We start from the raw sequence: 24,227 nt of genomic DNA on the forward strand, positions 1-24,227 counted from the left end.
TCCCCCCACGGTCAGGCGTCTGCCCGCAGGAGATCCGCGCACTTCTCGCCGATCATCATGGTCGTGATGCACGGGTTGACGGTGACCAGATCGGGCATCACCGACCCGTCCGCGACCCGCAGCCCCTGAACCCCCTTGACCAGCAGCCGCGCGTCCAAGGGGGCCGAAGGATCGTCGTCCGCACCCATCTTCACCGTGCAGGACGGGTGATAGACGGTGTTGTGCGTCCGCTGGATGTACCCGAGCAGTTCCTCGTCCGTCCGCAGGTCCGGCCCGGGCGCCAGCTCCGCCCCCGCCCAGCCGCTCAGCGCGGGCTGCTCGGCGATCCGCCGGGCCAGCCGCAGCCCGTAGGTCATCACGCGCGCGTCGTGCTCGTGCGTGAAGTACCGCGGATCCACCCTCGGTTTGTCCCGGTAGTCCCGTGTCCGCAGCCGCACCGTGCCTCGCGACTTCGCGCGCGTCACGTTGGGTGTGAGGCAGAAGGCGTTCTCGGAGGTGGGGTAGCCGTGCCGGGCGGTGTTCATGTCGAACGGCACGGACCCGTAGTGGAACATCAGATCCGGCCGGTCGAGCCCCGGCTCGGTGTCGTAGAAGATGCCCGCCTCCCACCACTGGCTGGACGTGGTGGTCATCGGCTGCCGGGCCTCCCACATGATCACCCCCTCGGGGTGGTCCTGGAGGTTCTCGCCGACGCCGGGGGCGTCCACGACGACCTCCACTCCGGTGTCGCGCAGGTGTCCGGCCGGTCCGATGCCCGACAGCATCAGCAGCTTCGGCGAGTCGATCGCCCCGCACGACACGATCACCTCGCGCCGGGCCCGTACGGTCCGGGTGTGGATCAGATCCGGGTCGAGGTACTCGGCGCCCACGCAGCGCCGCCCGTCCAGCACCAGCTTCTTGGCCCGTACCCCGGTGCGTACCTCCAGATTGGGCCGCTTGCCGAGGATCGGGTGCAGATAGGCGACCGAGGACGACTGGCGGATGTTGTTCTCGTCGGAGTTGATCTGGAACCAGCTCGCGCCCCGGACGACCGTCCGGCCCGTGTTGAAAGCGACCGTGGGGATGCCCGCCTGCGCGCACGCCTCCAGCAGGGCCGTGCCGCACGGGTCGTCGCTCTTCAGCGTGCGCAGCTTCACCGGGCCGGTGCGGCCGTGGTGGTCGCCTGGCGCGTCGTTGTTCTCCAGTCGCCGGTACAGCGGGAACAGGTCCGCCGCGCTCCAGCCCGTACAGCCCGCGGCCGCCCAGTCGTCGAGGTCCTCGGCGGGTGCCCAGAAGGCGATGCAGGAATTGTGGGAGGAGCAGCCGCCGAGCACCTTCGCCCGGGCGTGCCGCATGAAACTGTTCCCGCTGGCCTGCGGTTCGACCGGATAGTCCCAGTCGTAGCCGGACTCCAGCAGCCCCATCCAGCGCTCGAGGCGCAGGACGTCGTCGTCTCCGACGTCGCTCGGGCCGGCCTCCAGCACACACACCGTGATGGAGGGGTCCTCGGACAGCCGGGCCGCCACCACGTTGCCCGCGGTGCCGCCGCCGACCACGACGTAGTCGAACTCATGCGTACTCATGGGTCCTCCTTCAGTCGGCCGCCGGGGCGGAGAGGGGAGACGAGGCCGTGGTCTCCGAGCGGTGCTCGGCGAGCACGCCGGTCCGGTGCCGCTGGACGAACCAGTAGTAGGCGAAGCCGCCGCCCGCGATGACGGCCACGAACAGCACCGCGCCCCAGCGCAGGTACCAGTGGTAGGGCGCCGCCGCGTTGTAGACCGCGGCCCGCGGCCAGATGAGGTTGAGCGTCATGGCCCCGCCCCACAGCACGGCCAGGATGTTGACCGGCAGGCCCCAGCGGCCCAGGGAGAAGCGGCCCTCGCTCGCGGGCTGCCACTTCCCGCGCAGCCGGGCGACCAGCAGCGGCACCGTGACACCGAGGTAGGCGAGGTAGATCATGATGATGCCGATGCTGGTGACGACGGTGAAGATCTGCGGCTGGCGGATGTTGACCACCAGGATCGCCAGCGCCAGGATCCCGATGATCACGGTCGGCAGGACCGGCGTCTGGAAGCGCGGATGGCACTTGGCCAGCTTCGAGGACGCGGGCAGGTTGTTGTCGCGGGCCATCGCGAACGCCAGCCGGACGGCCGCCGTGTGGACCGCCAGGGCGCACACCGTCACCGCGATCAGCACACACCACAGCATCGCCTTGCCGGCCGTCGGGCCGAGCACGTTCAGGACGATGTACTGCAGACCGTCCGTGGAGAGCTGCTCGCCCTTGAGGCTGGACACGCTCATCAGCGCGAGCAGCAGGATCAGACCGCCGAGCACGAAGGACGCCACGATCGCCCGGATGATCGCGCGCGGGGCGTTCCGGGTCGGGTCCAGGGACTCCTCGCCGAGCGAGGCGGCCGTGTCGAAGCCGTACATGACGTACGCGGAGGCCAGCGAGGCCACCAGGAAGGCGCCCAGGTAGCCGTTTCCGTACCCCGCGCCGGTGCCCTGCGTCTCCATGACGACCTGCGGACCGCGCGTGATGTGGACGGCAAACATGACGATCAATACGACAGTGGCGATCAACTCGATGAACACGCCCGCCGTGTTGATCCTCGCCATCAACTTGACGCCGAAGGCGTTCACCAGGGTGGTGAACAGGATCAACACCGCGGCCAGGATGACCGCGTTGGTCGCCACGTCGTACGTACCGGTGCCGTCCCCCACGAACTGGAAGAACGACGAGATCTGCGGCAGCGTCAGCTGATAGGCCAGCGCCACGGCCGCGATGGACACGATCGAGGCGATCAGCATCATCCAGCCGGCGAGCCAGCCCAGATGCGGATTGCCTATCTTCTTCGACCAGTTGTAGACGGAGCCCGCGACGGGATAGCGGGCGGCGAGCTCCGCGAAGCAGAGCGCGACCATGAACTGGCCGATGAAGACCATCGGCCACGACCACCAGTAGGCGGGTCCGCCGCTGCCGTAGCCGAAGTAGAACAGCTGAAAGGTTCCGGTCAGGATCGATATGTAGCTGATCCCGGCGGCGAAGGTGTGGAAGTTGCCGAGAGTGCGCTTGAGCTCGGGTCTGTAGCCGAACTCGGTGAGTTCGGCGTCGTCCTGGCCGGGGGCGTCTTTGGACTGCGTGGTCGGTCTCATGGGCGGTTCCTCAATGGGTGTTCCTCGGGGCGGATTCGATCAGTCGAACCAACCCTGGGGGGTGGGACGGGTGTTGCGCCATATGTGCTTCGTCTCGCGATACTCGGCGAGCCCCGCGGGCCCGAGTTCGCGTCCGAAGCCTGACTGCTTGAAACCGCCCCATTCCGCCTGCGGAACGTAGGGGTGGAAGTCGTTGATCCAGACCGTTCCGAGGCGCAGCCGGTCCGCGACCCGCGCGGCCCGGGCCTCGTCGCTCGTCCACACGGCGCCCGCGAGACCGTAGATCGTGTCGTTGGCGAGACGTACGGCCTCCTCCTCGCCCGTGAACCGTTCGACGGTCAGGACCGGCCCGAAGGACTCCTCCTGGACCACGGACATGCCCGCGGCGCACTCGTCCAGCACGGTGGGCGGGTAGTAGAAGCCGCCGGCCAGGTCGTGGCGGTCCGGGCGCGAGCCGCCGCAGCGCAGCACCGCGCCCTCCGCCAGGCCCTTCGCCACATAGGCCTCGACCTTGGCACGATGCGCCGCCGAGATCAGCGGACCGGTCCGGGCCCGTTCGTCGAACGGCCCGCCCAGCCGGATCTCCCGCGCCCGTCGTACGACCTCGTCGACGAAGCGGTCGTGCAGACAGTCCTCGACGAGCAGCCGCGTCCCGGCCGAGCACACCTGCCCCGAGTGCAGGAACACGGCCGTCAGCGCCATGTCGACGGCCGCCTCGAAGCCGGCGTCGGCGAAGACGATGTTGGGGTTCTTGCCACCGAGTTCGAGGGCCACCTTCTTCACCGTCGGAGCGGCGGCGGCCATCAGCCGGCGGCCGGTCTCCAGGCCGCCGGTGAAGGAGACGAGGTCCACGTCCGGATGGTCGCCGAGCGGGGCACCCGCCTCCGGGCCCGCCCCGAGGACCAGATTGCCGACGCCCGGCGGAAGCCCGGCCTCCGCCAGCAGCCGCAGCAGGTGGATCGCGGTGTGCGGGGTCAGCTCGCTCGGCTTGAGCACGAAGGTGTTCCCGGCCGCGAGAGCCGGGGCGACCTTCCACGCCGTCTGCAGAAGCGGATAGTTCCAGGGCGTGATCAGCCCGCACACGCCGACCGGCTCGTGCACCACCCGGCTGTCGACGTCCGCCCGGCCCGTGTCGACGACCCGGCCGGACTCGCTCCCCACCAGCCGCCCGAAGTAGCGGAAGCAGTTCGCGATGTCGTCGATGTCGTACTCGCTCTCCACGAGCCGCTTGCCCGTGTCCAGGGACTCCGCGCGGGCGAGGGCCGCCTTGTCCCGGACGAGCAGGTCCGCGACGCGCAGCAGCATATCGCCGCGTTCCTGCGCGGGCGTCCGCGGCCAGGGCCCTTCGTCGAAGGCCCGGCGGGCCGCGGCGATCGCCTCCACCGTGTCCTTGCCGCCCGCCTCGTCCACGACCCCGACCAGGGAACCGTCGGCCGGGCAGCGGATCTCACGGGTGCGCTCGTCGAGGGCGCCCCGCCACTCACCGTCAATGAACAGGTCCGGCATGCGCGCCTCCCAGCCGTTCGACGAGCCACTCGTGGAAGATCCCGATGTGGTGCTCGTTGGGCACGAGTACACCCCCTTTTCGGTACGCCCGGGAAGCCATCGCAGGCTGCGTTCGTTCACAGGCCTCGAAATCTTGGAGGTTCACCCGATGAAAGAGCTCCACCGACCTCGACACATCCGCCCCTGACTCCACCACCTCCGGCGCGTACAGCCAGTCACACTCGACGACCGTGCGGTCCTCCGCGAGCGGGAACATCCGGTGCAGGATGACGTGGTCCGGGACGAGGTTCACGAAGACCGCCGGCTTGATCGTGATGGCGTAGTAGCGGCGGTCCTGGTCGGCGCCCACGGCCGGAAGCCTGCCGAAGCCCTCGCCGCCGTCGACGGTGAAGCCCTTGACCTCGTCGCCGAACTCGGCGCCATGGCCCACGTAGTACTGGGCGGCGTACCCCTCGGCGAACTCCGGGAGCACCTCGGTCAGTTCGGGGTGGATCGTCGCGCAGTGGTAGCACTCCATGAAGTTCTCGACGATCAGCTTCCAGTTCGCCTTCACGTCATAGGTGATGCGTTTTCCGAGCGCGAGGTTCTCCGTGCCGTAGTGGTCGATGGCCGCGACGTCGCCGAGCCGCTCGACGGCGGCCTGTACGACCGTCTCCTCGAAGGAGGGCGGTGCGTCCGCCAGGCACACCCAGGCGTAGCCGAGCCACTCACGCAGAGCGACATTGATCAACCCGTACGCGACGCGGTCGACGTCCGGCATCTTGATCAAGTTGGGTGCGGCGATCAACTTGCCGTCGAGGTCGTACGTCCAGGCGTGGTACGGGCACTGGAGGGTGCGGCGGTTCTCGCCCGACTCCTCCGTGCACAGGCGCGCCCCGCGATGGCGGCAGACGTTGAGGAAGGCCCGCAGTTCGCCCTTGCGGGTCCGGGTGATGATGACGTTCTCGCGACCGACCTGGACGGTGCGGAAGGCACCGGGCCGGTCCAGGTCGGAGCTGCGGACGGCACAGAACCACATCGACTCGAAGATGTGCTCCTGCTCCTGCCGGAAGACGTCCGGGTCGGTGTAGTAGCGCCCGGGGAGGGTGGCGATCAGGCTCGGGGTGATCGGGGTGGTCGTCACGTGCGTGCTCCTCGGAGAGGCCAAGGCATGCCTGCTAGCGGCGGATGCGCGTCATCTTCGGGTCGAACAGCGGCTCGTCGGCGACGGTGGCGGGGACCTTCTCGCCGAAGTACTCGATGTGCACGCCCGTGCCCGCGCTGAGACGGGCGGGCAGCCAGGCGTACGCGACGCAACGGCCGAGCGTGTAGCCGTACGACGCGCTGGTGACGTAGCCGGCGGGGGTGCCGTCGACGTACACGGGCTCCTTGCCGAGGACGACGGCGGCGGGGTCGTCGAGGAGGAGCGGGGTGAGACGGCGGCCGGGCTCGCCGGCCTCGGCAAGCGCCGCCTTGCCGACGAAGTCCTCCTTGTCCATCCGGACCGCGAAGCCGACACCCGCCTCGAACGGATCGTGCTCGTCGGTCATGTCGACGCCCCAGGCCCGATAGCCCTTCTCCAGGCGCAGGGAGTTGAAGGCCGAGCGGCCCGCCGCGACCACACCGAGGTCCCGGCCGGCCTCCCACAGCGTGTCCCAGAGCCGGAGCCCCAGGTCGGCGGTGGTGTACAGCTCCCAGCCGAGCTCGCCGACGTAGCTCAGCCGCATCGCGGTCACCGGGACATGCCCGATGTACGTCTCCTTCGCGCGGAAGTAGCCGAAGGCCTCGTGCGAGAAGTCGTCGGCGGTGAGCGGCTGGACGAGGTCACGGGCGAGCGGGCCCCACACACCGACGCAGCAGGTGCCGGAGGTGATGTCCCGGATGTGGACGTCCGCGGGCGCGTGGCGCAGCAGCAGGTCGAGGTCGGCGGGGGAGTTGGCGCCGACCTGGAAGCGGTCGGGGGCGAGGCGCGCCACGGTCAGGTCGGAGCGGATCCCGCCCGTCTCGTCGAGGAGGAGGGTGTAGGTGACCGCGCCGGGCTTCTTGCGGAGGTTGTTGCTGGTCATACGGTCCAGGAAGCCGAGGGCTCCGGGGCCGGTGACCTCGAGGCGGCGCAGGGGCGTCATGTCGTAGAGGGCGACCCCCTCGCGCGTCGCCCTGGCCTCGGCCGCCGCGATGGGCGACCAGTGGCGGGCCGACCAGACATCGCGCTCGGGCAGCGGACCGAGGGCATCAACCAGCGGGGCGTTCGCCTCGTACCAGTGCGGCCGCTCCCAGCCGCCGCCCTCCAGGAAGTACGCGCCGAGCTGCTGTTGCCGGGCGTGGAAGGGGCTGACCCGCAGGGGCCGGGGCCGCTCCAACGGCTGGAGCGGATGGATGACGTCGTACACCTCGACGAACTGCTGTGAACCCCGGTCACGGACGTACGACGGGGAACGCTGCGCCTCCTCGAAGCGCGTGAGGTCACACTCGTGCAGGTCGATCGACGGCCGCCCGTCCACCATCCACTCGGCGACGGCCTTGGCGACACCGGCCGAGTGCGTGACCCAGACGGCCTCGGCCAGCCAGAAGCCGCGCAGCGCCCGGGACTCGCCGAGGACCGGCATGCCGTCCGGGGTGAAGGAGAACACGCCGTTGAAGCCCGACTCGATCTCGGTGTCACGCAGGGCGGGCATCAGGCGGCGGCAGTCGGCCCAGCTGGGCGCCCAGTCCTCCTCCGTGAAGGGATAGGAGGACGGCATGTCCATGTGCCGGGCGCGGGCCTCGTCGTACGGCAGGACGGCGAAGGGGTCGACGGGCAGGGGCCGGTGGGCGTAGGAGCCGATGCCGATGCGGTCGGTGTGCTCACGGAAGTAGAGGTCGCGGTCCTGGAAGCGGAGGATCGGCTTCGAGGCCTCCGCGGTGGCACCGTTCAGCTCGGGGAGCGGCCTGGTCCTCGCGTACTGGTGGGCCAGCGGCTGCAGCGGGACGTCGACCCCGGCCATGCGGCCGATGACCGGGCCCCAGAAGCCGGCCGCCGAGACGACGTGGTCGGCCGGGAAGGTGCCCCGGTCGGTGACGACTCCGGTGACCTGGCCGTCCCGCCGCTCGATGCCGGTGACCGTGTGCCGGTCCAGGAAGCGGGCGCCCCGCTCGGCGGCCCGTGTCATCTGGGCGCGGGCGGCGAGCAGGGCGCGCGCCAGGCCGTCGTCCGGGGTGTGGAGGCCGCCGAGGACCACCGACTCGTCGATCAGCGGCCACAGTTCCTTGCAGCGCGCGGCGCCGACGAGCTCGCCGCGCACGCCCCAGGCGGCGGCGTAACCGGCCCTGCGGTGCAGCTCGGCGAGACGCTCGGGAGTGGTGGCCAGTTCCAGGCCGCCGACCGAGTTGAAGCAGGAGACGCCGTCGACGTCGAGCGAGGTGAACTTCTCGACCGTGTACCGGGCGAGGGCGGTGAGCGTCTTCGAGGGGCTGGTCTGGAAGACGAGGCCGGGCGCGTGCGAGGTGGAACCGCCCGGGGCGGGCAGGGGCCCCTGTTCGAGGACGGTGACGTCGGTCCAGCCGCGGGCCGTCAGCTCGTCGGCGAGGGAGCAGCCGACGATGCCGGCGCCGATGACGACCACGCGGGGGATTTCGGGTGTGCGGGACATGCCCCTCCTGTTCCTTGGCCTTGTCCTTGCCGGGGTGGATGAACACGCTGGGGGAGTGGGGGGAGTGGGGGGGAGCGGGGTGTCGGGTCTACGCGGCGCTCAGAGGACCACGACCGAGCGCAGCACCTCACCCCGGTGCATCCTCGCGAACGCCTCCTCCACCTGATCGAGCGCGATGGTCTCGCTGACGAAGGCGTTGAGGTCCAGCAGCCCGTACAGGTACTGGTCGACGAGGAACGGGAAGTCCCGGCTCGGCAGACAGTCCCCGTACCAGGACGACTTGATCGCGCCGCCCCGCGAGAACACGTCGATCAGCGGCAGTTCGACCTTCATCTCGGGGGAGGGCACACCGACCTGGACCAGCAGGCCCGCGTGGTCGCGCATGTAGAAGGCCTGCTTGAAGGTCTCGGGGCGGCCCACCGCGTCGATCGCGATGTCGACACCGAAGCCGTCCGTGAGTTCCCGCACCGCCTCGACAGGGTCGGTGCCCCGGGAGTTGACGGTGTGCGTGGCGCCGAACTTCTCCGCCCGGTCGAGCTTCCTGTCGTCGATGTCCACGGCGATGACCTTCATGGCGCCGTTGAGACAGGCGCCCGCGATCGCCGCGTTGCCGACGCCGCCGCAGCCGATCACGGCGACCGAGTCGCCCCGGCCGACCTGGCCGGTGTTGACCGCGGCGCCGTAGCCCGCCATCACCCCGCAGCCGATGAGCCCCGCGGCCTCCGGGCGCGCGGCCGGGTCGATCTTCACCGCCTGACCCGCCGCGACCAGCGTCTTCTCGGCGAAGGCGCCGATCCCGAGGGCGTTGGTGAGCGGCGTGCCGTCCAGCAGGGTCATCGGCTGGGCGGCGTTGCGGGAGTCGAAGCAGTACCAGGGGCGGCCACGGCGACAGGAACGACAACGGCCGCAGGGAGCACGCCAGGCCAGCACCACGTAGTCGCCGGGTTTGAGGTCGGTGACGCCCTCGCCGACCGCCTCGATCGTGCCGGCCGCCTCATGGCCCAGCAGGAACGGGAAATCGTCCGCGATCGCGCCCTCCCGGTAGTGCAGATCCGTGTGGCACACCCCGCACGCCTGCACGGTGACCAGGACCTCCCCGGGGCCGGGATCGGGAACCAGGATCGTCTGCACCTCGACGGGTGCGCCCTTCTTGACAGCGACTGCGGCACGGACCTCGTGTGGCACGACCACGCTCCTCTGCTGTTGCGCAATGCACGATGGGTTGCGCGATGAGGAACATAGTGGGAATCGCATCAACGAGCCGTCAAGAGGTACGTGTCAAGCCTTGGAAAACGGAACGGGACGGGCGAAACACACCGGACACACAACAGCGCGGGACCAGGGATCTCACCTGGTCCCGCGCTGCGTCTCCTGCGCTCCGGCCGATCCGCCCGGGCTACATCAGAAGCCGTATCCCATACGGCGGGACAGCTCGGCCGCCGCCGCCTCCGTACGCTTCGCCAGCTCCGGCAGCCGCTCCTGGCTCAGCCGGTACACCGGCCCCGAGACACTGAGCGACGCGATGACCTTGCCGTCGTGCGAGCGGATCGGCGACGCCGCCGCCGCGAGACCGATCTCCAGCTCCTCGACCGTGATCGCGTAGCCCTGCTGCACGACGGTGTCCAGCTCGCCGCGCAGCATGGACGCGACCGTGACCGTGCGCTCCGTGAACCGGTGCAGCGGGCGCGCCAGCAGGCCTTCGCGCAGGGTCGGCGGCATGTGGGCGAACAGCACCTTGCCGCTGGACGTGGCGTGCAGCGGGGTACGGCGGCCGAGCCAGTTCTGCGCGGTGACGGAGGCGGTGCCCCGGGCCTGCATGATGTTGACCGCCGCGTCGTCGTCCAGGACCGCGATGTTGACCGTCTCGCCCAGCTCGTCGGCGAGTTCCCGGCACACCGGGACGCCCTCCTGCGAGACATCCAGCCGCACTGCCGCCGCCCCCGCGAGGCGCAGTACGCCGGCGCCCAGGTAGTACTTGCCGCGGTCCTTCGCCTGGGCCACCAGGCCGCGGTTCTCCAGCACGCCGAGGAGCCGGAACGCCGTGGACTTGTGCACGTCCAGCTCGTCGGCGATCTCGGTGACGCCCGCCTCGCCGTGCCGGGCGAGGATCTCCAGGACGCTCACGGCGCGATCCACCGACTGGACCGCACTCGCCGCGCCTCTGCCACCCGGCTTGGCCGTGCCGTCTCCCGTACTCTCCGCGGCGTTCTGGGTCGGGTTCTCGTCGCGGTCGGACTGCTTCTGCGTGCGGGTCATGGCTGAACTCTCACCACCTGTCGGCCCTGTTTGGGCCGCATCTTCGGGAAACCCTTGACGCGACGGTCGCCCCGCCCGGATTCTGTTGCGTATAGCGCTTGCCAATGCGCCATGTGAAACATCATGTTACCGAAGCGTCCGGATCTCGGAAGGGGACGAGCTCCCGGCAGGGGGACTCGGTCCCGACGGCTCGACCGGACGCCGGCGCCACAAAAACCTCTCCGTGCCCGGACCCGCCCCGGTCCGTCGCACTCCCACGAACTGCCTACAGTCTGGCCGAACGGTCCGGCCACGTCCCGGACCGAAAGGGGGGCCCGTGATTCCCGTCTGCCGCCTCGAAGACCTCCCCAAGGGCGAATCCGTCCGTATCGAGACGACACCGCCCGTCGCCGTGTTCCACACCGACGACGGTGACCTCTACGCCATCGACGACACCTGCACCCACCAGGACGCCTCCCTCTCCGAGGGCTGGCTGGAGGGCTGTCTGGTCGAATGCCCGCTGCACGCCGCCTCGTTCGACCTGCGCACGGGCCGCCCGACCTGCCTCCCGGCCCGCCGCGCCGTCCGGACCCACAGCGTCACCGTCGTGGACGGCCTCATCCACGTCCACCTCGCAGCGGAGGAGGGGACGGCCGCGTGAACACGCAACGCGAGGGCGGCCCGAGCGGCACGACTGGCCCCATGGTTGCCGGGAGCGCGCACACCACCTCCGGCGGAGCCGGCGCCCCGGACACCGGCAGTGGGCCCGCAACGGGCGGAGCCGGCAAGGCTGATGCCGTCATGAGCAGTGCCGTGACGGGTGGAGCCAGTGCGTGGGACGCCGCGAGGAGGCATGCCGCATGCGAACCGTGACCATCGTCGGCGCGTCCCTCTCCGGCCTCTACGCGGCCCGGGAACTGCGCGCCCAGGGCTACGACGGGCGTCTGGTGATCGTCGGCGACGAACCCCACCACCCCTACGACCGGCCTCCCCTCTCCAAGGACTTCCTCACCGGCCGAGCCGACGAGACCCGACTCGCCCTCACCGACACCGAGGAGACCACCGAACTCGACGCCGAGTGGATCCTCGGCGTCCGCGCCCGAGCCCTCGACGCCCGCGGCCGCACCGTGCTCCTCGACGACGGCCGCACCGTGTCCACCGACGGCGTCGTCATCGCCACCGGCGCCTCGGCCCGCCGTCTCCCCGGCGACACCCTCGCCGGCGTACACACGCTGCGCACCCTGGACGACGCCCGTGCTCTGCGCGAGGAACTCACCCGGGGCCCGTGCCGCGTCGTCGTCATCGGCGGCGGCTTCATCGGCGCCGAGACCGCGTCCTCCTGCTCCTCCCTCGGCCACCGCGTCACCGTCGTCGAGGCCGCTCCGCTCCCTCTGGTGCCCCAACTCGGCGCCGAGATGGCCGCCGTGTGCGCCGCACTGCACCGTCGCGGCGGGGTGGACCTGGTCACCGGCACCGGCGTGAGCGGACTGCGGGGCACCAGCGCGGTCACCGGGGTGGATCTCACCGACGGCCGCACCCTCCCCGCCGACATCGTCATCGTCGGAATCGGCGCCACCCCCAACACCGCCTGGCTGGCCGGTTCGTCCCTGGCCCTGCACGACGGCGTCCTGTGCGACGACGGCTGTGCGACGGCCTTGCCCCAGGTGGTCGCCGTCGGCGACGTCGCCTGCGTCGGCGGCACCCGCGCCGAGCACTGGACATCGGCCACTCAGCAGCCCAGAGCCGCCGTGGCCAACCTGCTCGCCGGGCGAACCGTCGAGACCGCGACCGCCGTGCCCTATTTCTGGTCCGACCAGTACGGCGCCCGCATCCAGTTCACCGGCCGGCGTGCGGACGGCGACACCGTCCGCATCACCGAGGGCGAACTCTCCGACGGCGCACCGGCCGAGGGCGGCTTCCTCGCCCGGTACGAACGGGACGGCCGGACGACCGCGGTGCTCGCCGTGGACCGCCCGCGCCCGTTCATGCGGGCGCGACGCGAACTCGCCCGGGGCGCGGGGGAGGAGCAGGTGCGGTCCGCCGCCAGGTGAGGAGGACCGGCATGGGGCCTCGGCCGGGCGTCCGCTCCAAGGCTCGGACGCAGGTCTGCTCCGAGGCCCGGACGCAGCGCCACAAGCCCCGTGCCGCCACTCCTCACGAGTGGGACAGCTGCCCGGCCCCGCCCCGCCTGCGTATCCGCTCCTGGGCCCGCACGGCCGCGCGTGCCTGCCGTCGGGCCCGGCGCCGCTCACGGCGCAGGGCCCGTGCCGTGCTGCTCGGCATGGACACCACGCCGTGGCGCTGGTTCCAGACCTGACGCGTCACCCATACGTCGAGGGCTCCCCAGGTGGCCGCGATCGTGCTGACCACGCTGCTGATCACCATGGGGAACGCCAGCCAGGAGCCGGCCATCGTGCACAGGAAGGCCACCATCGCCTGGATCAGCGTCAAGGCGATGAGGAGCACCGCCCGCACGGCCGCCGTCCGCACCGGGTCCGGCAACCGCCGTCGCCGCGCCGGTTCCTCGACCCACAGGGGCCGGTTGTACTGCTGCTCGCGTACGCCGCGGCCCCCCTCGTGGGTCAGGGCCTCTCTCTCATGAGCTCTGGTCCTCGTCTCCTCGGCCGGAATGCCGCGATCAACCGCCTCGCGACTCCGATGCCCCGGCACGGGCGCCCCACCAGCCCTGGACGTCCCGCGCCGCTCCGCCGTGCCCATCAACGTGTCACTCCCCACCGCCAGCAGACCGCTCGCCCGTATCCGAAGACCCGTGCTCCCCAGTGGCTGCCCGGCTTGCGCTGTATTACGCCGCCCAGGTGCGGGATGCGGCTCCTGTGGCCGATTCCGCCCCCATCTCCCGTAGAGAAGGACGAACAACCCACCACGAAGATTCCCAAGAAGCGAAAAATTTCAGCCAACCGCCTTGGCGCGTCACGCCGATCGGCCCCCACGGCCGCCCCCGGATTCGGGGAGACAACTCCCGCAATGCCCGGACAACTCCCCATGCCTCGTGGCTGGCGCGGAAGTTCACCTTCCGGACCGGTCTTCGAGTTCCCTGTGGGTCGGTAGTAGGCTCGCGCCGTTTGTTGACGCACATGTGTACCCCCGGTAGGCCGGGGGCCCGAGCTGGGGGAGGCCATGCGCTTTCGCGGGAAGTCCATCCGCCGGAAGATCGTGGCGCTGCTTCTCGTGCCGCTGGTGTCCCTGAGTGCGATCTGGGCCTTCGCCACGGTGCTCACGGGGCGTGAGGCGGCCGACCTGTTCAATGTGTCGTCCGTGGTGGAGAAGATCGGCTACCCCATCGAGGACACCGTCCGCGTCCTCCAGGAGGAACGCCGCCAGACCCTCGTCCACCTCGCCGACCCCCGCGCCTCCGACGGGCTCGCAGCGCTCAGGCGCAGCCGGACCGCCACCGACGAGGCCGTCGCCGGTATCCGTGAGAACGCCCGGAATCCGGACGTGCGCGACGCGATGGGCGAGGACACCGACGAGCGGCTGACCGCGGTCCTGGACGCCTTCGAAGGCATCGAGTCACTTCGCAGCAGTGTCGAGGACGGCACCGTCAACCGTTCCCAGGCCCTCGACCTCTACAACCGGCTCGTCGACCCCTGCTACGTCCTGTTGGCCAACCTGCATGTGGTCGACAACGTCGAACTGGACAAGCAGTACCGCGCACTGGTCAATCTCGCCCGCGCCCGCGAACTCCTCTCCCGGGAGGACGCCCTCCTCGGCTCCGCCCTGATCGTCGGCAGGATCACCCACTCCGAAGAGCGCGACATCTCCGACCTCGTGGCCCAGCGCACCCTGATGTACGACGCCAACCTGCCGCTGCTGCCCGTCGCGGAGCGCGACCGCTACGAGAGCTTCTGGAAGAACGCCTCCTCCGCCCCTCTGCGCGTGGCCGAGGAAGCGGCCGTCTCCTCCGGGTCCGGAGCCCCCCGCGGGGTCTCCGCGAAGAGCTGGGACAGCGCCGCCGGCAACGTGCTCGACGAACTCGGCACCCTCAACGACCAGGCCAACGACCGCTACCAGGACCGCGTCGACCCGGTGGCCATGGGCGTCATCGCCAAGGCGGTCATCGCCGGCGCGCTCGGCCTGCTCGCGCTCCTGGTCTCCCTCTTCCTGTCCGTGCGCGTCGGCCGCACCCTCATCCGCGATCTGCGGCAGCTCCGCCTGGAGGCCCACGAGGCGTCCGGGGTCCGGCTGCCCAGCGTGATGCGCCGCCTCTCCGCGGGCGAACAGGTCGACGTCGAGACCGAGGTCCCGCACCTCGAGTACGACAAGAACGAGATGGGCGAGGTCGGCCAGGCCCTCAACACCCTGCAGCGCGCCGCCGTCGAAGCCGCCGTCAAACAGGCCGAGCTGCGCGCCGGCGTCTCCGAGGTCTTCGTGAACCTCGCGCGCCGCAGCCAGGTCCTGCTCCACCGGCAGCTCACCCTGCTCGACGCCATGGAACGCAGGACCGAGGACACCGAGGAACTCGCCGACCTCTTCCGCATCGACCACCTGACCACCCGCATGCGCCGGCACGCCGAGGGCCTCGTGATCCTCTCCGGCGCCGCACCCTCCCGTCAGTGGCGCAAGCCCGTCCAGCTCATGGACGTCGTACGCGCCGCCGTCGCCGAGGTCGAGGACTACGAGCGCATCGAGGTCCGTCGCCTCCCCCGTATCGCCGTCACCGGCCCGGCCGTCGCCGACCTCACCCATCTCGTGGCCGAACTCCTGGAGAACGCCACCGTCTTCTCGCCGCCGCACACCGCCGTCCAGGTCCTGGGCGAGCGCGTCGCCAATGGCTTCACCCTGGAGATCCACGACCGCGGCCTCGGCATGGCCGCCGAAGCGCTCCTGGACGCCAACCTCCGGCTCGCCGAGACGCCGGAGTTCGAGCTGTCCGACACCGACCGGCTCGGTCTGTTCGTGGTCAGCCGGCTCGCCCAGCGGCAGAACGTCCGGGTCTCCCTGCAGCCCTCCCCGTACGGAGGCACGACCGCCGTCGTCTTCATCCCGGACGCGCTGCTGACGGACGACATCCCGGACACGAACGGCATCGGATTCCGCCTCGACCGCCCCCAGCTGGCCGGCGAGAGCGAGCCGCAGGACAGCCGCCGTGCCGCCCTGTCCCAGGCGCCCGCACAGCGTCCCGGTCTGCCCGCCTCCCTCCTGGACGGCCCGGTCGAGCTGGAGGCCCCGGTGGACCTGGACGCCATCAGCGGGTTCTCCGGCTCCCTCGACGACGAGAACGGCACCCTCTTCCGCTCCCGCCCCTCCCTCACCCGCGCCCAGGACGAGACAGCCGGCCGCCCCGATCCGCAGCAGCAGAGCGACGCCCGCGGCGGACGGGACCGGACCGACACCGACGACGAACTCGGCGCTCCGGCCGTACCGCCCCGCCGCCACACCCCCAAGCTGGTCAGCTCGCACGGGCGCCCGGTCACCGAGCAGCGCCCCCGTCGAGGCAAGCCCGACGAGGAGCCCACCACGTCCACCGGCCGAGCGGACTCGGGGGCCATGTCCTCGCTGCCCTCGCGTCGCCGGGGCGAGGAGTCCGCGAGCGGCCGGTCCACGGGCCGCTCCGGGCCGGAGCACACACTTCCGGTCCGGCGCCGCACCGAGAACTCCTCGACCGGCACCGGGCGGGACGAGGCACGGACCGACGCACCGCCGCCCCTGCCGGCCCGTCGCCGGGGGTCGGAATCCGCTCGCCCGGCCATCGGCGCGGTCGGCCGCGGCGCCGACCACGCCGAACCCCCGGCCACGCCCGGCAGCGCCGTCGGCGAGGGGCCGGAACCGCCCGCTCTGCCCAAACGCACCCGCCGAGCGGAGATCGCGTCCAGTGGCCCGGACACACCCGACCACCGCCCGGGGCCCACGCGGGAGAGCAGTGGCCGGCCCACGCGCGGCCAGGCCGGCTCCGGCGCCGCGCCACAGGACACCGGCACGGCACCCGGTTCCCCGCTGCGGGGGGCCGGCTCCGGCACCACGCCGCTGCCCCGGCGCGTTCGACAGGCCAACCTGGCTCCGCAGCTGAAGCGGGGGACCGAGCCGCGTACCGAGGACAAGGCCGAGCCCGTCGAACGCGACGCCGAGGAAGTACGCAGCCGCATGGCCTCGCTCCAGCGCGGCTGGCAGCGCGGCCGTGACGAGAACGCCGCGGGCGATGCCGCCCACAGCGGCGCAGCACGACAAGGAACGACAGAGGGGGACGGTCGATGACCGCACCGAAGGCGACCGGCCACACCGCGACCATCAAGGGGGAGCTGAACTGGCTCCTCGACGACCTGGTGGACCGCGTCGCGAGCATCCGCAAGGCCCTCGTGCTCTCCGGCGACGGTTTGCCGACGGGCGTGTCCAGGGACCTGACCAGGGAGGACAGCGAGCACTTGGCTGCCGTCGCCTCCGGGTTCCACAGCCTCGCCAAGGGTGTGGGACGCCATTTCGAGGCCGGCAACGTCCGCCAGACGGTCGTCGAGCTCGACGACGCCTTTCTGTTCGTGACCGCCGCCGGTGACGGCAGCTGCCTCGCCGTCCTCTCGGACGCCGACTCGGACGTCGGTCAGGTCGCCTACGAGATGACGCTCCTCGTGAAGCGGGTCGGTGTACATCTGGGTGCCGCTCCGCGCACCGATCTGCCCGCAGGCGGGTAGTGGGATGACATGAGCGCTGACGGTCAGGGAAGAAGCCACTGGTTCGACGACGAAGCCGGACCGGTCGTCCGTCCGTACGCCATGACACGCGGCCGCACCAGCAGTCAGGGCCAGCACCGCCTGGACCTGATCGCGGTCGTGGTCACGGAACCGCACGCGGACGACCCGGAAGGCGACCACATGCTCTCCCCGGAGCATGTGGACATCGTCGAGCTGTGCCGTGACGTCCCGCAGTCGGTCGCCGAACTCGCAGCGGAACTCGACCTGCCGATCGGGGTGGTACGGGTCCTTGTCGGAGATCTCGTGGACTCGGAATTCGTCCATGTGAACCGGCCCGTACCCCCGGCCGAACTGCCGGACGAGAGTATTCTGCGCGACGTGATCAACGGCCTCCGGGCGCTGTGAGCAGCGCGGAAGCGGGGTACTGACGTGACTGGCTGGCAGTTCTGGGTCGACCGAGGCGGCACCTTCACCGATGTCGTCGCGCGACGCCCGGACGGCCGGCTGCTCACGCACAAGCTCCTGTCGGACAACCCGGCCCGCTACGCCGACGCGGCGGTCGAGGCCGTCCGCACCCTGCTGGCCGGCTCGGGCGATCCCGTCGAGACCGTGCGCATGGGGACCACCGTCGCCACCAACGCCCTCCTGGAGCGCAAGGGCGAGCGCACCCTGCTGGTCATCACCCGCGGCTTCCGCGACGCCCTGCGCATCGCCTACCAGAACCGCCCGAGCATCTTCGCCCGCCGCATCGAACTGCCCGAGCTGCTGTACGAACGGGTCGTCGAGGTCGACGAGCGCATCGCCGCCGACGGCACCGTCCTCCTCGCGCCCGCCCTCGACGCCCTCGCCGGGCCCCTCCAGGAGGCGTACGACGACGGGATCCGGGCCGTGGCCGTGGTCTGCATGCACAGCCACCTCCACCCTGCCCACGAACAGGCCGTCGGAGAACTCGCCGCCCGCATCGGCTTCCCGCAGATCTCGCTCTCCAGCGAGGCCAGCCCCCTGATGAAACTCGTCCCCCGCGGGGACACCGCCGTCGTGGACGCCTACCTCTCGCCCGTACTGCGCCGCTACGTCCGGCACGTCGCCGACGAACTCGAGGGCGTACGGCTGATGTTCATGCAGTCCAACGGCGGTCTCACCGAGGCCGGGCAGTTCCGCGGCAAGGACGCCATCCTGTCCGGGCCTGCCGGTGGCATCGTCGGCATGGCCCGCATGTCCCAGCTCGCCGGCTTCGACCGCGTCATCGGCTTCGACATGGGCGGCACCTCCACCGACGTCTCCCACTTCGCGGGCGAGTACGAACGCGTCTTCACCAGCCAGATCGCCGGCGTCCGGCTCCGCGCCCCCATGCTCGACATCCACACCGTGGCGGCCGGCGGCGGCTCGGTCCTGCACTTCGACGGCTCCCGCTACCGCGTAGGGCCGGACTCGGCGGGCGCGGACCCGGGGCCCGCCTGCTACCGGGGCGGCGGCCCGCTCGCCGTCACCGACGCCAATGTCGTCCTCGGCCGCATCCAGCCCGCCCACTTCCCGAAGGTGTTCGGCGCGAACGGCGACGAGCCCCTCGACGAAGCCCTCGTCCGGGACCGCTTCACGGCCCTCGCACGCGAGATCCGCGAGCAGACCGGCGACGACCGCACCCCCGAACAGGTCGCCGAGGGGTACCTGCGGATCGCCGTCGCGAACATCGCCTCGGCCGTGAAGCGGATCTCCGTCCAGAAGGGCCACGACGTCACCCGCTACGCGCTCACCACGTTCGGCGGCGCCGGCGGCCAGCACGCCTGCATGGTCGCCGACTCCCTCGGCATCCGGACCGTACTCGTGCCGCCCATGGCCGGTGTCCTCTCCGCACTCGGCATCGGCCTCGCCGACACCACCGCCATGCGCGAACAGTCCGTCGAGGCACACCTGGAACCGGCCTCCATGCCCGGCGTCCGCAAGACCGCCGAAGACCTGGAAGCCGCGGCACGCGCCGAACTCCGCGCCGAGGACGTCCCCGAGGAACACATCGAGATCACCCGCCGCGCGCAGCTCCGCTACGACGGCACGGACACCACCCTCACCGTCGAGCTGACCGAGCCCGACACGATGCGGCACGCCTTCGAAGAACGTCATCGCGCCACATACTCCTTCACGCTCGACCGACCGATCGTCGTCGAAGCCCTCTCCGTCGAAGCCACCGGCATCACAGCACCCCCCGATCTCTCCGCTCTCGCCCCCTACGAGGCCACCACCGACGGCAGCCCCGCACCGCCGCGCACCGTCCGCCTCCACACGGGCGGCGCCTGGCACGACGTACCCCTCCACCGCCGCGAGGACCTTCCCCCCGGCAATACCGTCACCGGCCCGGCGATCATCACCGAAGCCGGCGCGACGACCGTCGTCGACGACGGCTGGCGGGCCGCGGCGACCGACGACGGGCATCTGGTCATGGAACGCGCCGCGATTACGGAGAGTTCCGATCTCGACACGAAAGTCGACCCGGTTCTGCTGGAGGTCTTCAACAACCTCTTCATGTCCATCGCCGAACAGATGGGCGCCCGCCTCGAGTCCACCGCCCAGTCCGTCAACATCAAGGAGCGCCTGGATTTCTCCTGCGCCCTGTTCGACCCCGACGGAAACCTGGTGGCCAACGCCCCGCACATCCCCGTCCACCTGGGCTCGATGGGCACGAGCGTCAAAGAGGTCATCCGTCGGCGCGGCTCCCGCATGCGCCCGGGCGACACCTACGCCGTCAACGACCCGTACCACGGCGGCACCCATCTGCCCGACGTCACCGTGATCACCCCGGTCTTCGACACCGCACCGTCGGACGTCACGGAGAGTGACCCGGAGATCCTCTTCTACATCGCTTCGCGCGGCCACCACGCCGAGATCGGCGGCATCGCCCCCGGCTCGATGCCCGCAGGCAGCCGCACCATCGAGGAGGAGGGCGTCCTCTTCGACAACTGGCTGCTCGCCGAGGACGGCCGCTTCCGCGAGAACGAGACCCTCCGCCACCTCACCGGGGCGACGTACCCCTCCCGCAACCCGAAGACCAACCTCGCCGACCTGCGGGCCCAGATCGCCGCCAACCAGAAGGGCGTCGACGAGGTCCGCCGCATGATCGACGACTTCGGCCTCGACGTGGTCCGGGCCTACATGAGACACGTCCAGGACAACGCGGAAGGGGCCGTACGCCGCGTCATCGACGCCCTCGACGACGGCGACTACGCCTACGAGACCGACTCGGGCGCCGTCATCCGCGTACGCGTGCGCGTGGACCGCGAGAACAGGGCGGCCACCATCGACTTCACCGGTACGTCGGCGCAACTGCCCACCAACTTCAACGCGCCGTTCTCGGTCGTCAACGCGGCCGTCCTGTACGTCTTCCGCACCCTCGTGGCCGACGAGATCCCCCTGAACGACGGCTGCCTGCGCCCCCTGAGCATCGTCGTACCGCCCGGCTCCCTGCTCGCCCCCGAGCCGCCGGCCGCCGTCGTCGCCGGCAACGTGGAGACCTCCCAGGCCGTCACCGGCGCCCTCTACGCCGCGCTCGGTGTCCAGGCGGAGGGCTCCGGGACCATGAACAACGTCACCTTCGGGAACGAACGCCACCAGTACTACGAGACCGTCGCCTCGGGCTCCGGCGCGGGGGACGGCTTCCCCGGCGCACCCGTCGTCCAGACCCACATGACCAACTCACGCCTCACCGACCCCGAGGTCCTGGAGTGGCGGCTGCCCGTGCGCCTCGAGGAGTTCGCGGTCCGGCGCGGCAGCGGCGGAGCCGGCCGGTGGCGCGGCGGGGACGGCGCCGTGCGCCGCCTCCGCTTCCTGGAACCCATGACCGTCTCCACGCTGTCCCAGCACCGCCGCGTCCCGCCGTACGGCATGGCGGGCGGCCGGCCGGGCGCTCTCGGCACCAACCGGATCGAACACGCCGACGGCACCGTGACCGAACTCGGCGGCAGTGACTCCGCGGACGTCGTCACCGGCGACGTACTCGTCATCGAAACCCCTGGCGGCGGAGGCTACGGCTCGCCGTCGCCCGACCCCCATCAAGCAGGAGAAGAGATCGATGATCTTCGGGCGTTCTGAGCGTGGCAAGCCTCCGGTCGAGCCCGTCACGCTCAAGATCCTGGTGGCCGGCGGCTTCGGCGTGGGCAAGACCACGCTCGTCGGCGCGGTCAGCGAGATCAGGCCGCTGCGCACCGAGGAACTGCTCACCGAGGCAGGCCGTCCGGTCGACGACACCAGCGGCGTGGAAGGCAAGAACACCACGACCGTGGCCATGGACTTCGGCCGCATCACACTCCGCGAAGACCTGGTGCTGTACCTCTTCGGCACACCCGGTCAGGAGCGGTTCTGGTTCATGTGGGACGAACTCTCCGAAGGCGCGCTCGGAGCCGTCGTGCTCGCCGACACCCGCCGCCTGGAGGACTGCTTCGCCGCCGTCGACTACTTCGAACGGCGCTCGATCCCCTTCCTCGTCGGCGTCAACTGCTTCGAGGGCGCACCGCGTTACCCGATCGAGGACGTCCGCGCGGCCCTCGACCTCGACGACGGCGTACCCCTCCTGATGTGCGACGCCCGCGACCGTGAGTCGGTCAAGGAGGCGCTGATCGGAGTCGTCCAGCACGCCATGGCCTACGCGGCCGGCCAGCGCCACACGGTGACCACCTGAGGCGGACCCAGCCGATGTCCGCGGCCCGCACCCCCGCCGACAGGGGTACGGGCCGCGGACCGGAGACGAGGCCCCACGCGCGCGTGGTCAGCTCTCGCCGTCCTCCTCCCAGCCGAAGCTCTTCTCCACGGCCTTGCGCCAGTTGTGGTACTCGCGGTCCCGCACCGACGCCTCCATCGACGGCGTCCACTCGACGTCCTTCTGCCAGTGAGCCTTGAGCTCGTCCAGGTCGTTCCACACCCCGGTGGCCAGACCGGCCGCGTACGCGGCGCCCAGACAGGTCGTCTCGGAGACCTTGGGCCGCACCACCGGAACATCGAGCACGTCCGCCTGGTGCTGCATGAGCAGATTGTTCTTCGTCATACCGCCGTCGACCTTCAGGGTGGTGATCTGCACCCCCGAGTCCTGGTACATGGCGTCCACGACCTCGCGCGTCTGCCAGCTCGTCGCCTCCAGCACCGCACGCGCGAGGTGTGCCTTGGTGACGTACCGGGTCAGCCCGGTGACCACGCCACGCGCGTCGGAGCGCCAGTACGGCGCGAACAGGCCCGAGAACGCCGGCACGATGTACGCGCCGCCGTTGTCCTCCACGCTCGCCGCCAAGGGCTCGATCTCGTCGGCGGTCCGGATGATGCCGAGCTGATCGCGGAACCACTGGACCAGCGCGCCCGTTATGGCTATCGACCCCTCCAGACAGTAGACCGGCGCCTCACTGCCGATCTTGTAGCCCATCGTGGTCAGCAGACCGCTCTTCGACGGCACCGGGCGGTTGCCGGTGTTGAGCAGCAGGAAGCTGCCCGTGCCGTATGTGTTCTTCGCCGTGCCGACGTCGTAGCAGGCCTGGCCGAACACGGCAGCCTGCTGGTCGCCCAGCGCCGAGGCCACGGGCACTCCGGCGAGCTGGCCGACAGCGGTGCCGTACGTCTCGGCGGAGGAGCGGATCTCGGGCAGCATCGCTTCGGGGATGTTCATCGCGGAGAGGATCGAGGAGTCCCACTGGAGGGTCTCCAGGTTCATCAGCATGGTGCGGCCCGCGTTGGTCACGTCGGTGACGTGCTTCCCGCCGTCGGTGCCGCCCGTGAGGTTCCAGATCAGCCAGGAGTCCATCGTGCCGAAGGCGATCTCACCGCGCTCGGCACGCCCCCGCAGGTCGGGCACGTTGTCGAGCAGCCAGGCGGCCTTGGGTCCGGAGAAGTAGGTGGCCAGCGGCAGCCCCGTCTGCTCGCGGAACCGGTCCTGCCCGTCCGAGCCGCCCAGCTGGTTGCACAGCGCCGCCGTCCGCGTGTCCTGCCACACGATGGCGTTGTGCACCGGCTTTCCGGTCGCCCGGTCCCACAGGAGGGTCGTCTCGCGCTGGTTGGTGATCCCGAGCGCGCTCAGCTGGTCGGCGCGCAGCCCGGCCTTGGCGATCGCCCCGGCCACCACTGCCTGCACCTTGGACCAGATCTCGGTGGCGTCGTGCTCCACCCAGCCGGGTTTGGGAAAGATCTGGCGGTGCTCGCGCTGGTCGACGGCGACGATCGCACCGTCCTGGTTGAAGACGATGCAGCGGCTCGACGTGGTGCCCTGGTCGATCGCTGCGACGTACTTCTCGGCGTTGTCCGTCATGGCTACCCCTTGGGCTGGTTCAGAAGGCTGCGTTGTAGATGACGCCACCCAGCAGTCCGCCGATCAGTGGGCCGACGACGGGGATCCACGAGTACCCCCAGTCGGACGTTCCCTTGTTCGGGATCGGCAGGACGGAGTGGATGATGCGCGGGCCGAGGTCACGTGCCGGGTTGATGGCATAGCCCGTGGGACCACCCAGGGACAGGCCGATGCCGACGACCAGGAGGGAGACCAGAAGGATCACGATGCCGGACCCGTAGATGCCCTGGCCGCCGGGGATCAGTCCGATGCCGATGCCCTCGACCTTTCTGTTGTTGCCCACCATGGCGAGGAGGGGCAGCACCAGGGCGATGGTCGCGAGGATCTCGGTGACCAGGTTGGCCACCGGGTTCCGGATCTCGGGGATCGTCGAGAAGATGCCCAGCGTCGGAAGCGGTTCGTCCGCCGTGCCCTCCGTGGTCCCCGTCTTTCGCACATTGGCCTGGAACTGGGCGAAGTACACGAGGTAGCACAGCACGGCCCCGATCATGGCGCCGGTCAACTGACCCAGCAGGTAGATCCAGACCTTGTCCCACACGCCCGTGTCGACGGCGAGTCCGAAGGTGACGGCCGGGTTGAGCTGCCCTCCGGAGAGGGGAGCGGCGGTGTAGGCGCCCGCCAGCACACCGAACCCCCAGCCGAACGCGATCACCACCCATCCGGCGGCGCGCGCTTTCGAGAATCTGAGAGTGACGGCGGCACACACGCCGGCGCCGAACAGGATCAGGATCGCCGTGCCGATCATCTCGCCGACGAAGATGTCTCCGTTAGTCATGGCGGCTCCTA

17 protein-coding genes are annotated in these 24,227 nt (G+C 70.6%); 7 read left to right on the forward strand and 10 right to left on the reverse strand.

Annotated features, from left to right (window positions below):
- Positions 1-11: 11 nt before the first annotated feature.
- The 7 genes from KJK29_RS32365 to KJK29_RS32395 all read right to left on the reverse strand — a co-directional run bounded on the left by KJK29_RS32365 (position 12) and on the right by KJK29_RS32395 (position 10,505).
- Positions 12-1,562 (reverse strand): GMC family oxidoreductase, encoded by a 1,551-nt coding sequence (locus KJK29_RS32365; protein WP_215122703.1) that lies wholly within the window; start codon positions 1,560-1,562, stop codon positions 12-14.
- A gap of 10 nt (positions 1,563-1,572) precedes the next feature.
- A complete protein-coding gene (locus tag KJK29_RS32370) occupies positions 1,573-3,135 on the reverse strand; it encodes an APC family permease (protein WP_215122704.1) in 1,563 nt (520 codons plus the stop codon).
- A 39-nt stretch (positions 3,136-3,174) separates the two neighbouring features.
- On the reverse strand, positions 3,175-4,641 hold the full coding sequence (locus tag KJK29_RS32375) for an aldehyde dehydrogenase family protein (RefSeq protein WP_215122705.1): 1,467 nt from the start codon (positions 4,639-4,641) through the stop codon (positions 3,175-3,177).
- Positions 4,622-5,764, reverse strand: coding sequence for an aromatic ring-hydroxylating oxygenase subunit alpha (locus KJK29_RS32380; RefSeq protein ID WP_215122706.1), 1,143 nt, complete (start codon positions 5,762-5,764; stop codon positions 4,622-4,624). Before KJK29_RS32380 ends, KJK29_RS32375 begins: the two co-directional genes overlap by 20 nt.
- A gap of 34 nt (positions 5,765-5,798) precedes the next feature.
- The gene (locus KJK29_RS32385) at positions 5,799-8,249 is read right to left on the reverse strand and encodes a GcvT family protein (RefSeq protein ID WP_215122707.1); all 2,451 of its coding nucleotides are present in this window, start codon (positions 8,247-8,249) and stop codon (positions 5,799-5,801) included.
- 99 nt (positions 8,250-8,348) lie between these two features.
- Positions 8,349-9,434: an S-(hydroxymethyl)mycothiol dehydrogenase gene (locus KJK29_RS32390; RefSeq protein ID WP_215122708.1), complete on the reverse strand. Its 1,086-nt coding sequence runs from the start codon at positions 9,432-9,434 to the stop codon at positions 8,349-8,351.
- A gap of 216 nt (positions 9,435-9,650) precedes the next feature.
- Entirely contained in the window at positions 9,651-10,505 is an 855-nt protein-coding gene (locus tag KJK29_RS32395) for an IclR family transcriptional regulator (protein ID WP_215122709.1), read from the reverse strand.
- Positions 10,506-10,821: 316 nt separating this feature from the next.
- Here KJK29_RS32395 and KJK29_RS32400 point away from each other — a divergent pair, with 316 nt between their 5' ends.
- Together KJK29_RS32400 and KJK29_RS32405 are read left to right on the forward strand one after the other, a co-directional pair.
- A complete protein-coding gene (locus KJK29_RS32400; RefSeq protein WP_215122710.1) occupies positions 10,822-11,145 on the forward strand; it encodes a bifunctional 3-phenylpropionate/cinnamic acid dioxygenase ferredoxin subunit in 324 nt (107 codons plus the stop codon).
- Between the two features lie 199 nt (positions 11,146-11,344).
- Positions 11,345-12,535, forward strand: a complete 1,191-nt coding sequence (locus KJK29_RS32405) for an NAD(P)/FAD-dependent oxidoreductase (RefSeq protein ID WP_215122711.1) — start codon at positions 11,345-11,347, stop codon at positions 12,533-12,535.
- A 103-nt stretch (positions 12,536-12,638) separates the two neighbouring features.
- Here KJK29_RS32405 and KJK29_RS32410 read toward each other — a convergent pair whose 3' ends face one another.
- On the reverse strand, positions 12,639-13,202 hold the full coding sequence (locus tag KJK29_RS32410) for a hypothetical protein (RefSeq protein ID WP_251057988.1): 564 nt from the start codon (positions 13,200-13,202) through the stop codon (positions 12,639-12,641).
- A 420-nt stretch (positions 13,203-13,622) separates the two neighbouring features.
- On the opposite strand from KJK29_RS32410, the gene KJK29_RS32415 reads away from it, so the two are divergent.
- Genes KJK29_RS32415 through KJK29_RS32435 form a run of 5 tightly spaced genes read left to right on the forward strand, consistent with a single transcriptional unit; the run spans position 13,623 to position 21,794 of the window.
- Entirely contained in the window at positions 13,623-16,697 is a 3,075-nt protein-coding gene (locus tag KJK29_RS32415) for a sensor histidine kinase (RefSeq protein WP_215122713.1), read from the forward strand.
- Entirely contained in the window at positions 16,694-17,128 is a 435-nt protein-coding gene (locus tag KJK29_RS32420; RefSeq protein ID WP_030247150.1) for a roadblock/LC7 domain-containing protein, read from the forward strand. The genes KJK29_RS32415 and KJK29_RS32420 overlap by 4 nt, the downstream gene beginning before the upstream one ends.
- Before the next feature lie 9 nt (positions 17,129-17,137).
- On the forward strand, positions 17,138-17,533 hold the full coding sequence (locus KJK29_RS32425; RefSeq protein WP_215122714.1) for a DUF742 domain-containing protein: 396 nt from the start codon (positions 17,138-17,140) through the stop codon (positions 17,531-17,533).
- A gap of 24 nt (positions 17,534-17,557) precedes the next feature.
- The gene (locus KJK29_RS32430; RefSeq protein WP_215122715.1) at positions 17,558-21,208 is read left to right on the forward strand and encodes a hydantoinase B/oxoprolinase family protein; all 3,651 of its coding nucleotides are present in this window, start codon (positions 17,558-17,560) and stop codon (positions 21,206-21,208) included.
- Entirely contained in the window at positions 21,189-21,794 is a 606-nt protein-coding gene (locus KJK29_RS32435; RefSeq protein ID WP_215122716.1) for a GTP-binding protein, read from the forward strand. Before KJK29_RS32430 ends, KJK29_RS32435 begins: the two co-directional genes overlap by 20 nt.
- A gap of 87 nt (positions 21,795-21,881) precedes the next feature.
- On the opposite strand, the gene glpK is transcribed toward KJK29_RS32435, so the two are convergent.
- Positions 21,882-23,402, reverse strand: a complete 1,521-nt coding sequence (glpK, locus tag KJK29_RS32440) for a glycerol kinase GlpK (protein ID WP_215122717.1) — start codon at positions 23,400-23,402, stop codon at positions 21,882-21,884.
- A 19-nt stretch (positions 23,403-23,421) separates the two neighbouring features.
- Positions 23,422-24,216 carry an MIP/aquaporin family protein gene (locus KJK29_RS32445; protein WP_215122718.1) on the reverse strand — a complete coding sequence of 265 codons (795 nt, stop codon included), beginning with the start codon at positions 24,214-24,216 and terminating at the stop codon, positions 23,422-23,424.
- Positions 24,217-24,227 lie beyond the last annotated feature (11 nt).

This window comes from Streptomyces koelreuteriae (assembly GCF_018604545.1).
In the GTDB taxonomy this organism is placed as follows: domain Bacteria; phylum Actinomycetota; class Actinomycetes; order Streptomycetales; family Streptomycetaceae; genus Streptomyces; species Streptomyces koelreuteriae.

Excerpts from the sequence above, each read along its gene's own strand:
- KJK29_RS32365 (WP_215122703.1), bottom strand. The coding sequence starts at position 1,562 with ATGAGTACGCATGAGTTCGACTACGTCGTGGTCGGCGGCGGCACCGCG.
- KJK29_RS32370 (WP_215122704.1), bottom strand. The coding sequence starts at position 3,135 with ATGAGACCGACCACGCAGTCCAAAGACGCCCCCGGCCAGGACGACGCC.
- KJK29_RS32375 (WP_215122705.1), bottom strand. The coding sequence starts at position 4,641 with ATGCCGGACCTGTTCATTGACGGTGAGTGGCGGGGCGCCCTCGACGAG.
- KJK29_RS32385 (WP_215122707.1), bottom strand. The coding sequence starts at position 8,249 with ATGTCCCGCACACCCGAAATCCCCCGCGTGGTCGTCATCGGCGCCGGC.
- KJK29_RS32395 (WP_215122709.1), bottom strand. The coding sequence starts at position 10,505 with ATGACCCGCACGCAGAAGCAGTCCGACCGCGACGAGAACCCGACCCAG.
- KJK29_RS32405 (WP_215122711.1), top strand. The coding sequence starts at position 11,345 with ATGCGAACCGTGACCATCGTCGGCGCGTCCCTCTCCGGCCTCTACGCG.
- KJK29_RS32410 (WP_251057988.1), bottom strand. The coding sequence starts at position 13,202 with ATGGGCACGGCGGAGCGGCGCGGGACGTCCAGGGCTGGTGGGGCGCCC.
- KJK29_RS32415 (WP_215122713.1), top strand. The coding sequence starts at position 13,623 with ATGCGCTTTCGCGGGAAGTCCATCCGCCGGAAGATCGTGGCGCTGCTT.
- KJK29_RS32420 (WP_030247150.1), top strand. The coding sequence starts at position 16,694 with ATGACCGCACCGAAGGCGACCGGCCACACCGCGACCATCAAGGGGGAG.
- KJK29_RS32425 (WP_215122714.1), top strand. The coding sequence starts at position 17,138 with ATGAGCGCTGACGGTCAGGGAAGAAGCCACTGGTTCGACGACGAAGCC.
- KJK29_RS32435 (WP_215122716.1), top strand. The coding sequence starts at position 21,189 with ATGATCTTCGGGCGTTCTGAGCGTGGCAAGCCTCCGGTCGAGCCCGTC.
- glpK (WP_215122717.1), bottom strand. The coding sequence starts at position 23,402 with ATGACGGACAACGCCGAGAAGTACGTCGCAGCGATCGACCAGGGCACC.
- KJK29_RS32445 (WP_215122718.1), bottom strand. The coding sequence starts at position 24,216 with ATGACTAACGGAGACATCTTCGTCGGCGAGATGATCGGCACGGCGATC.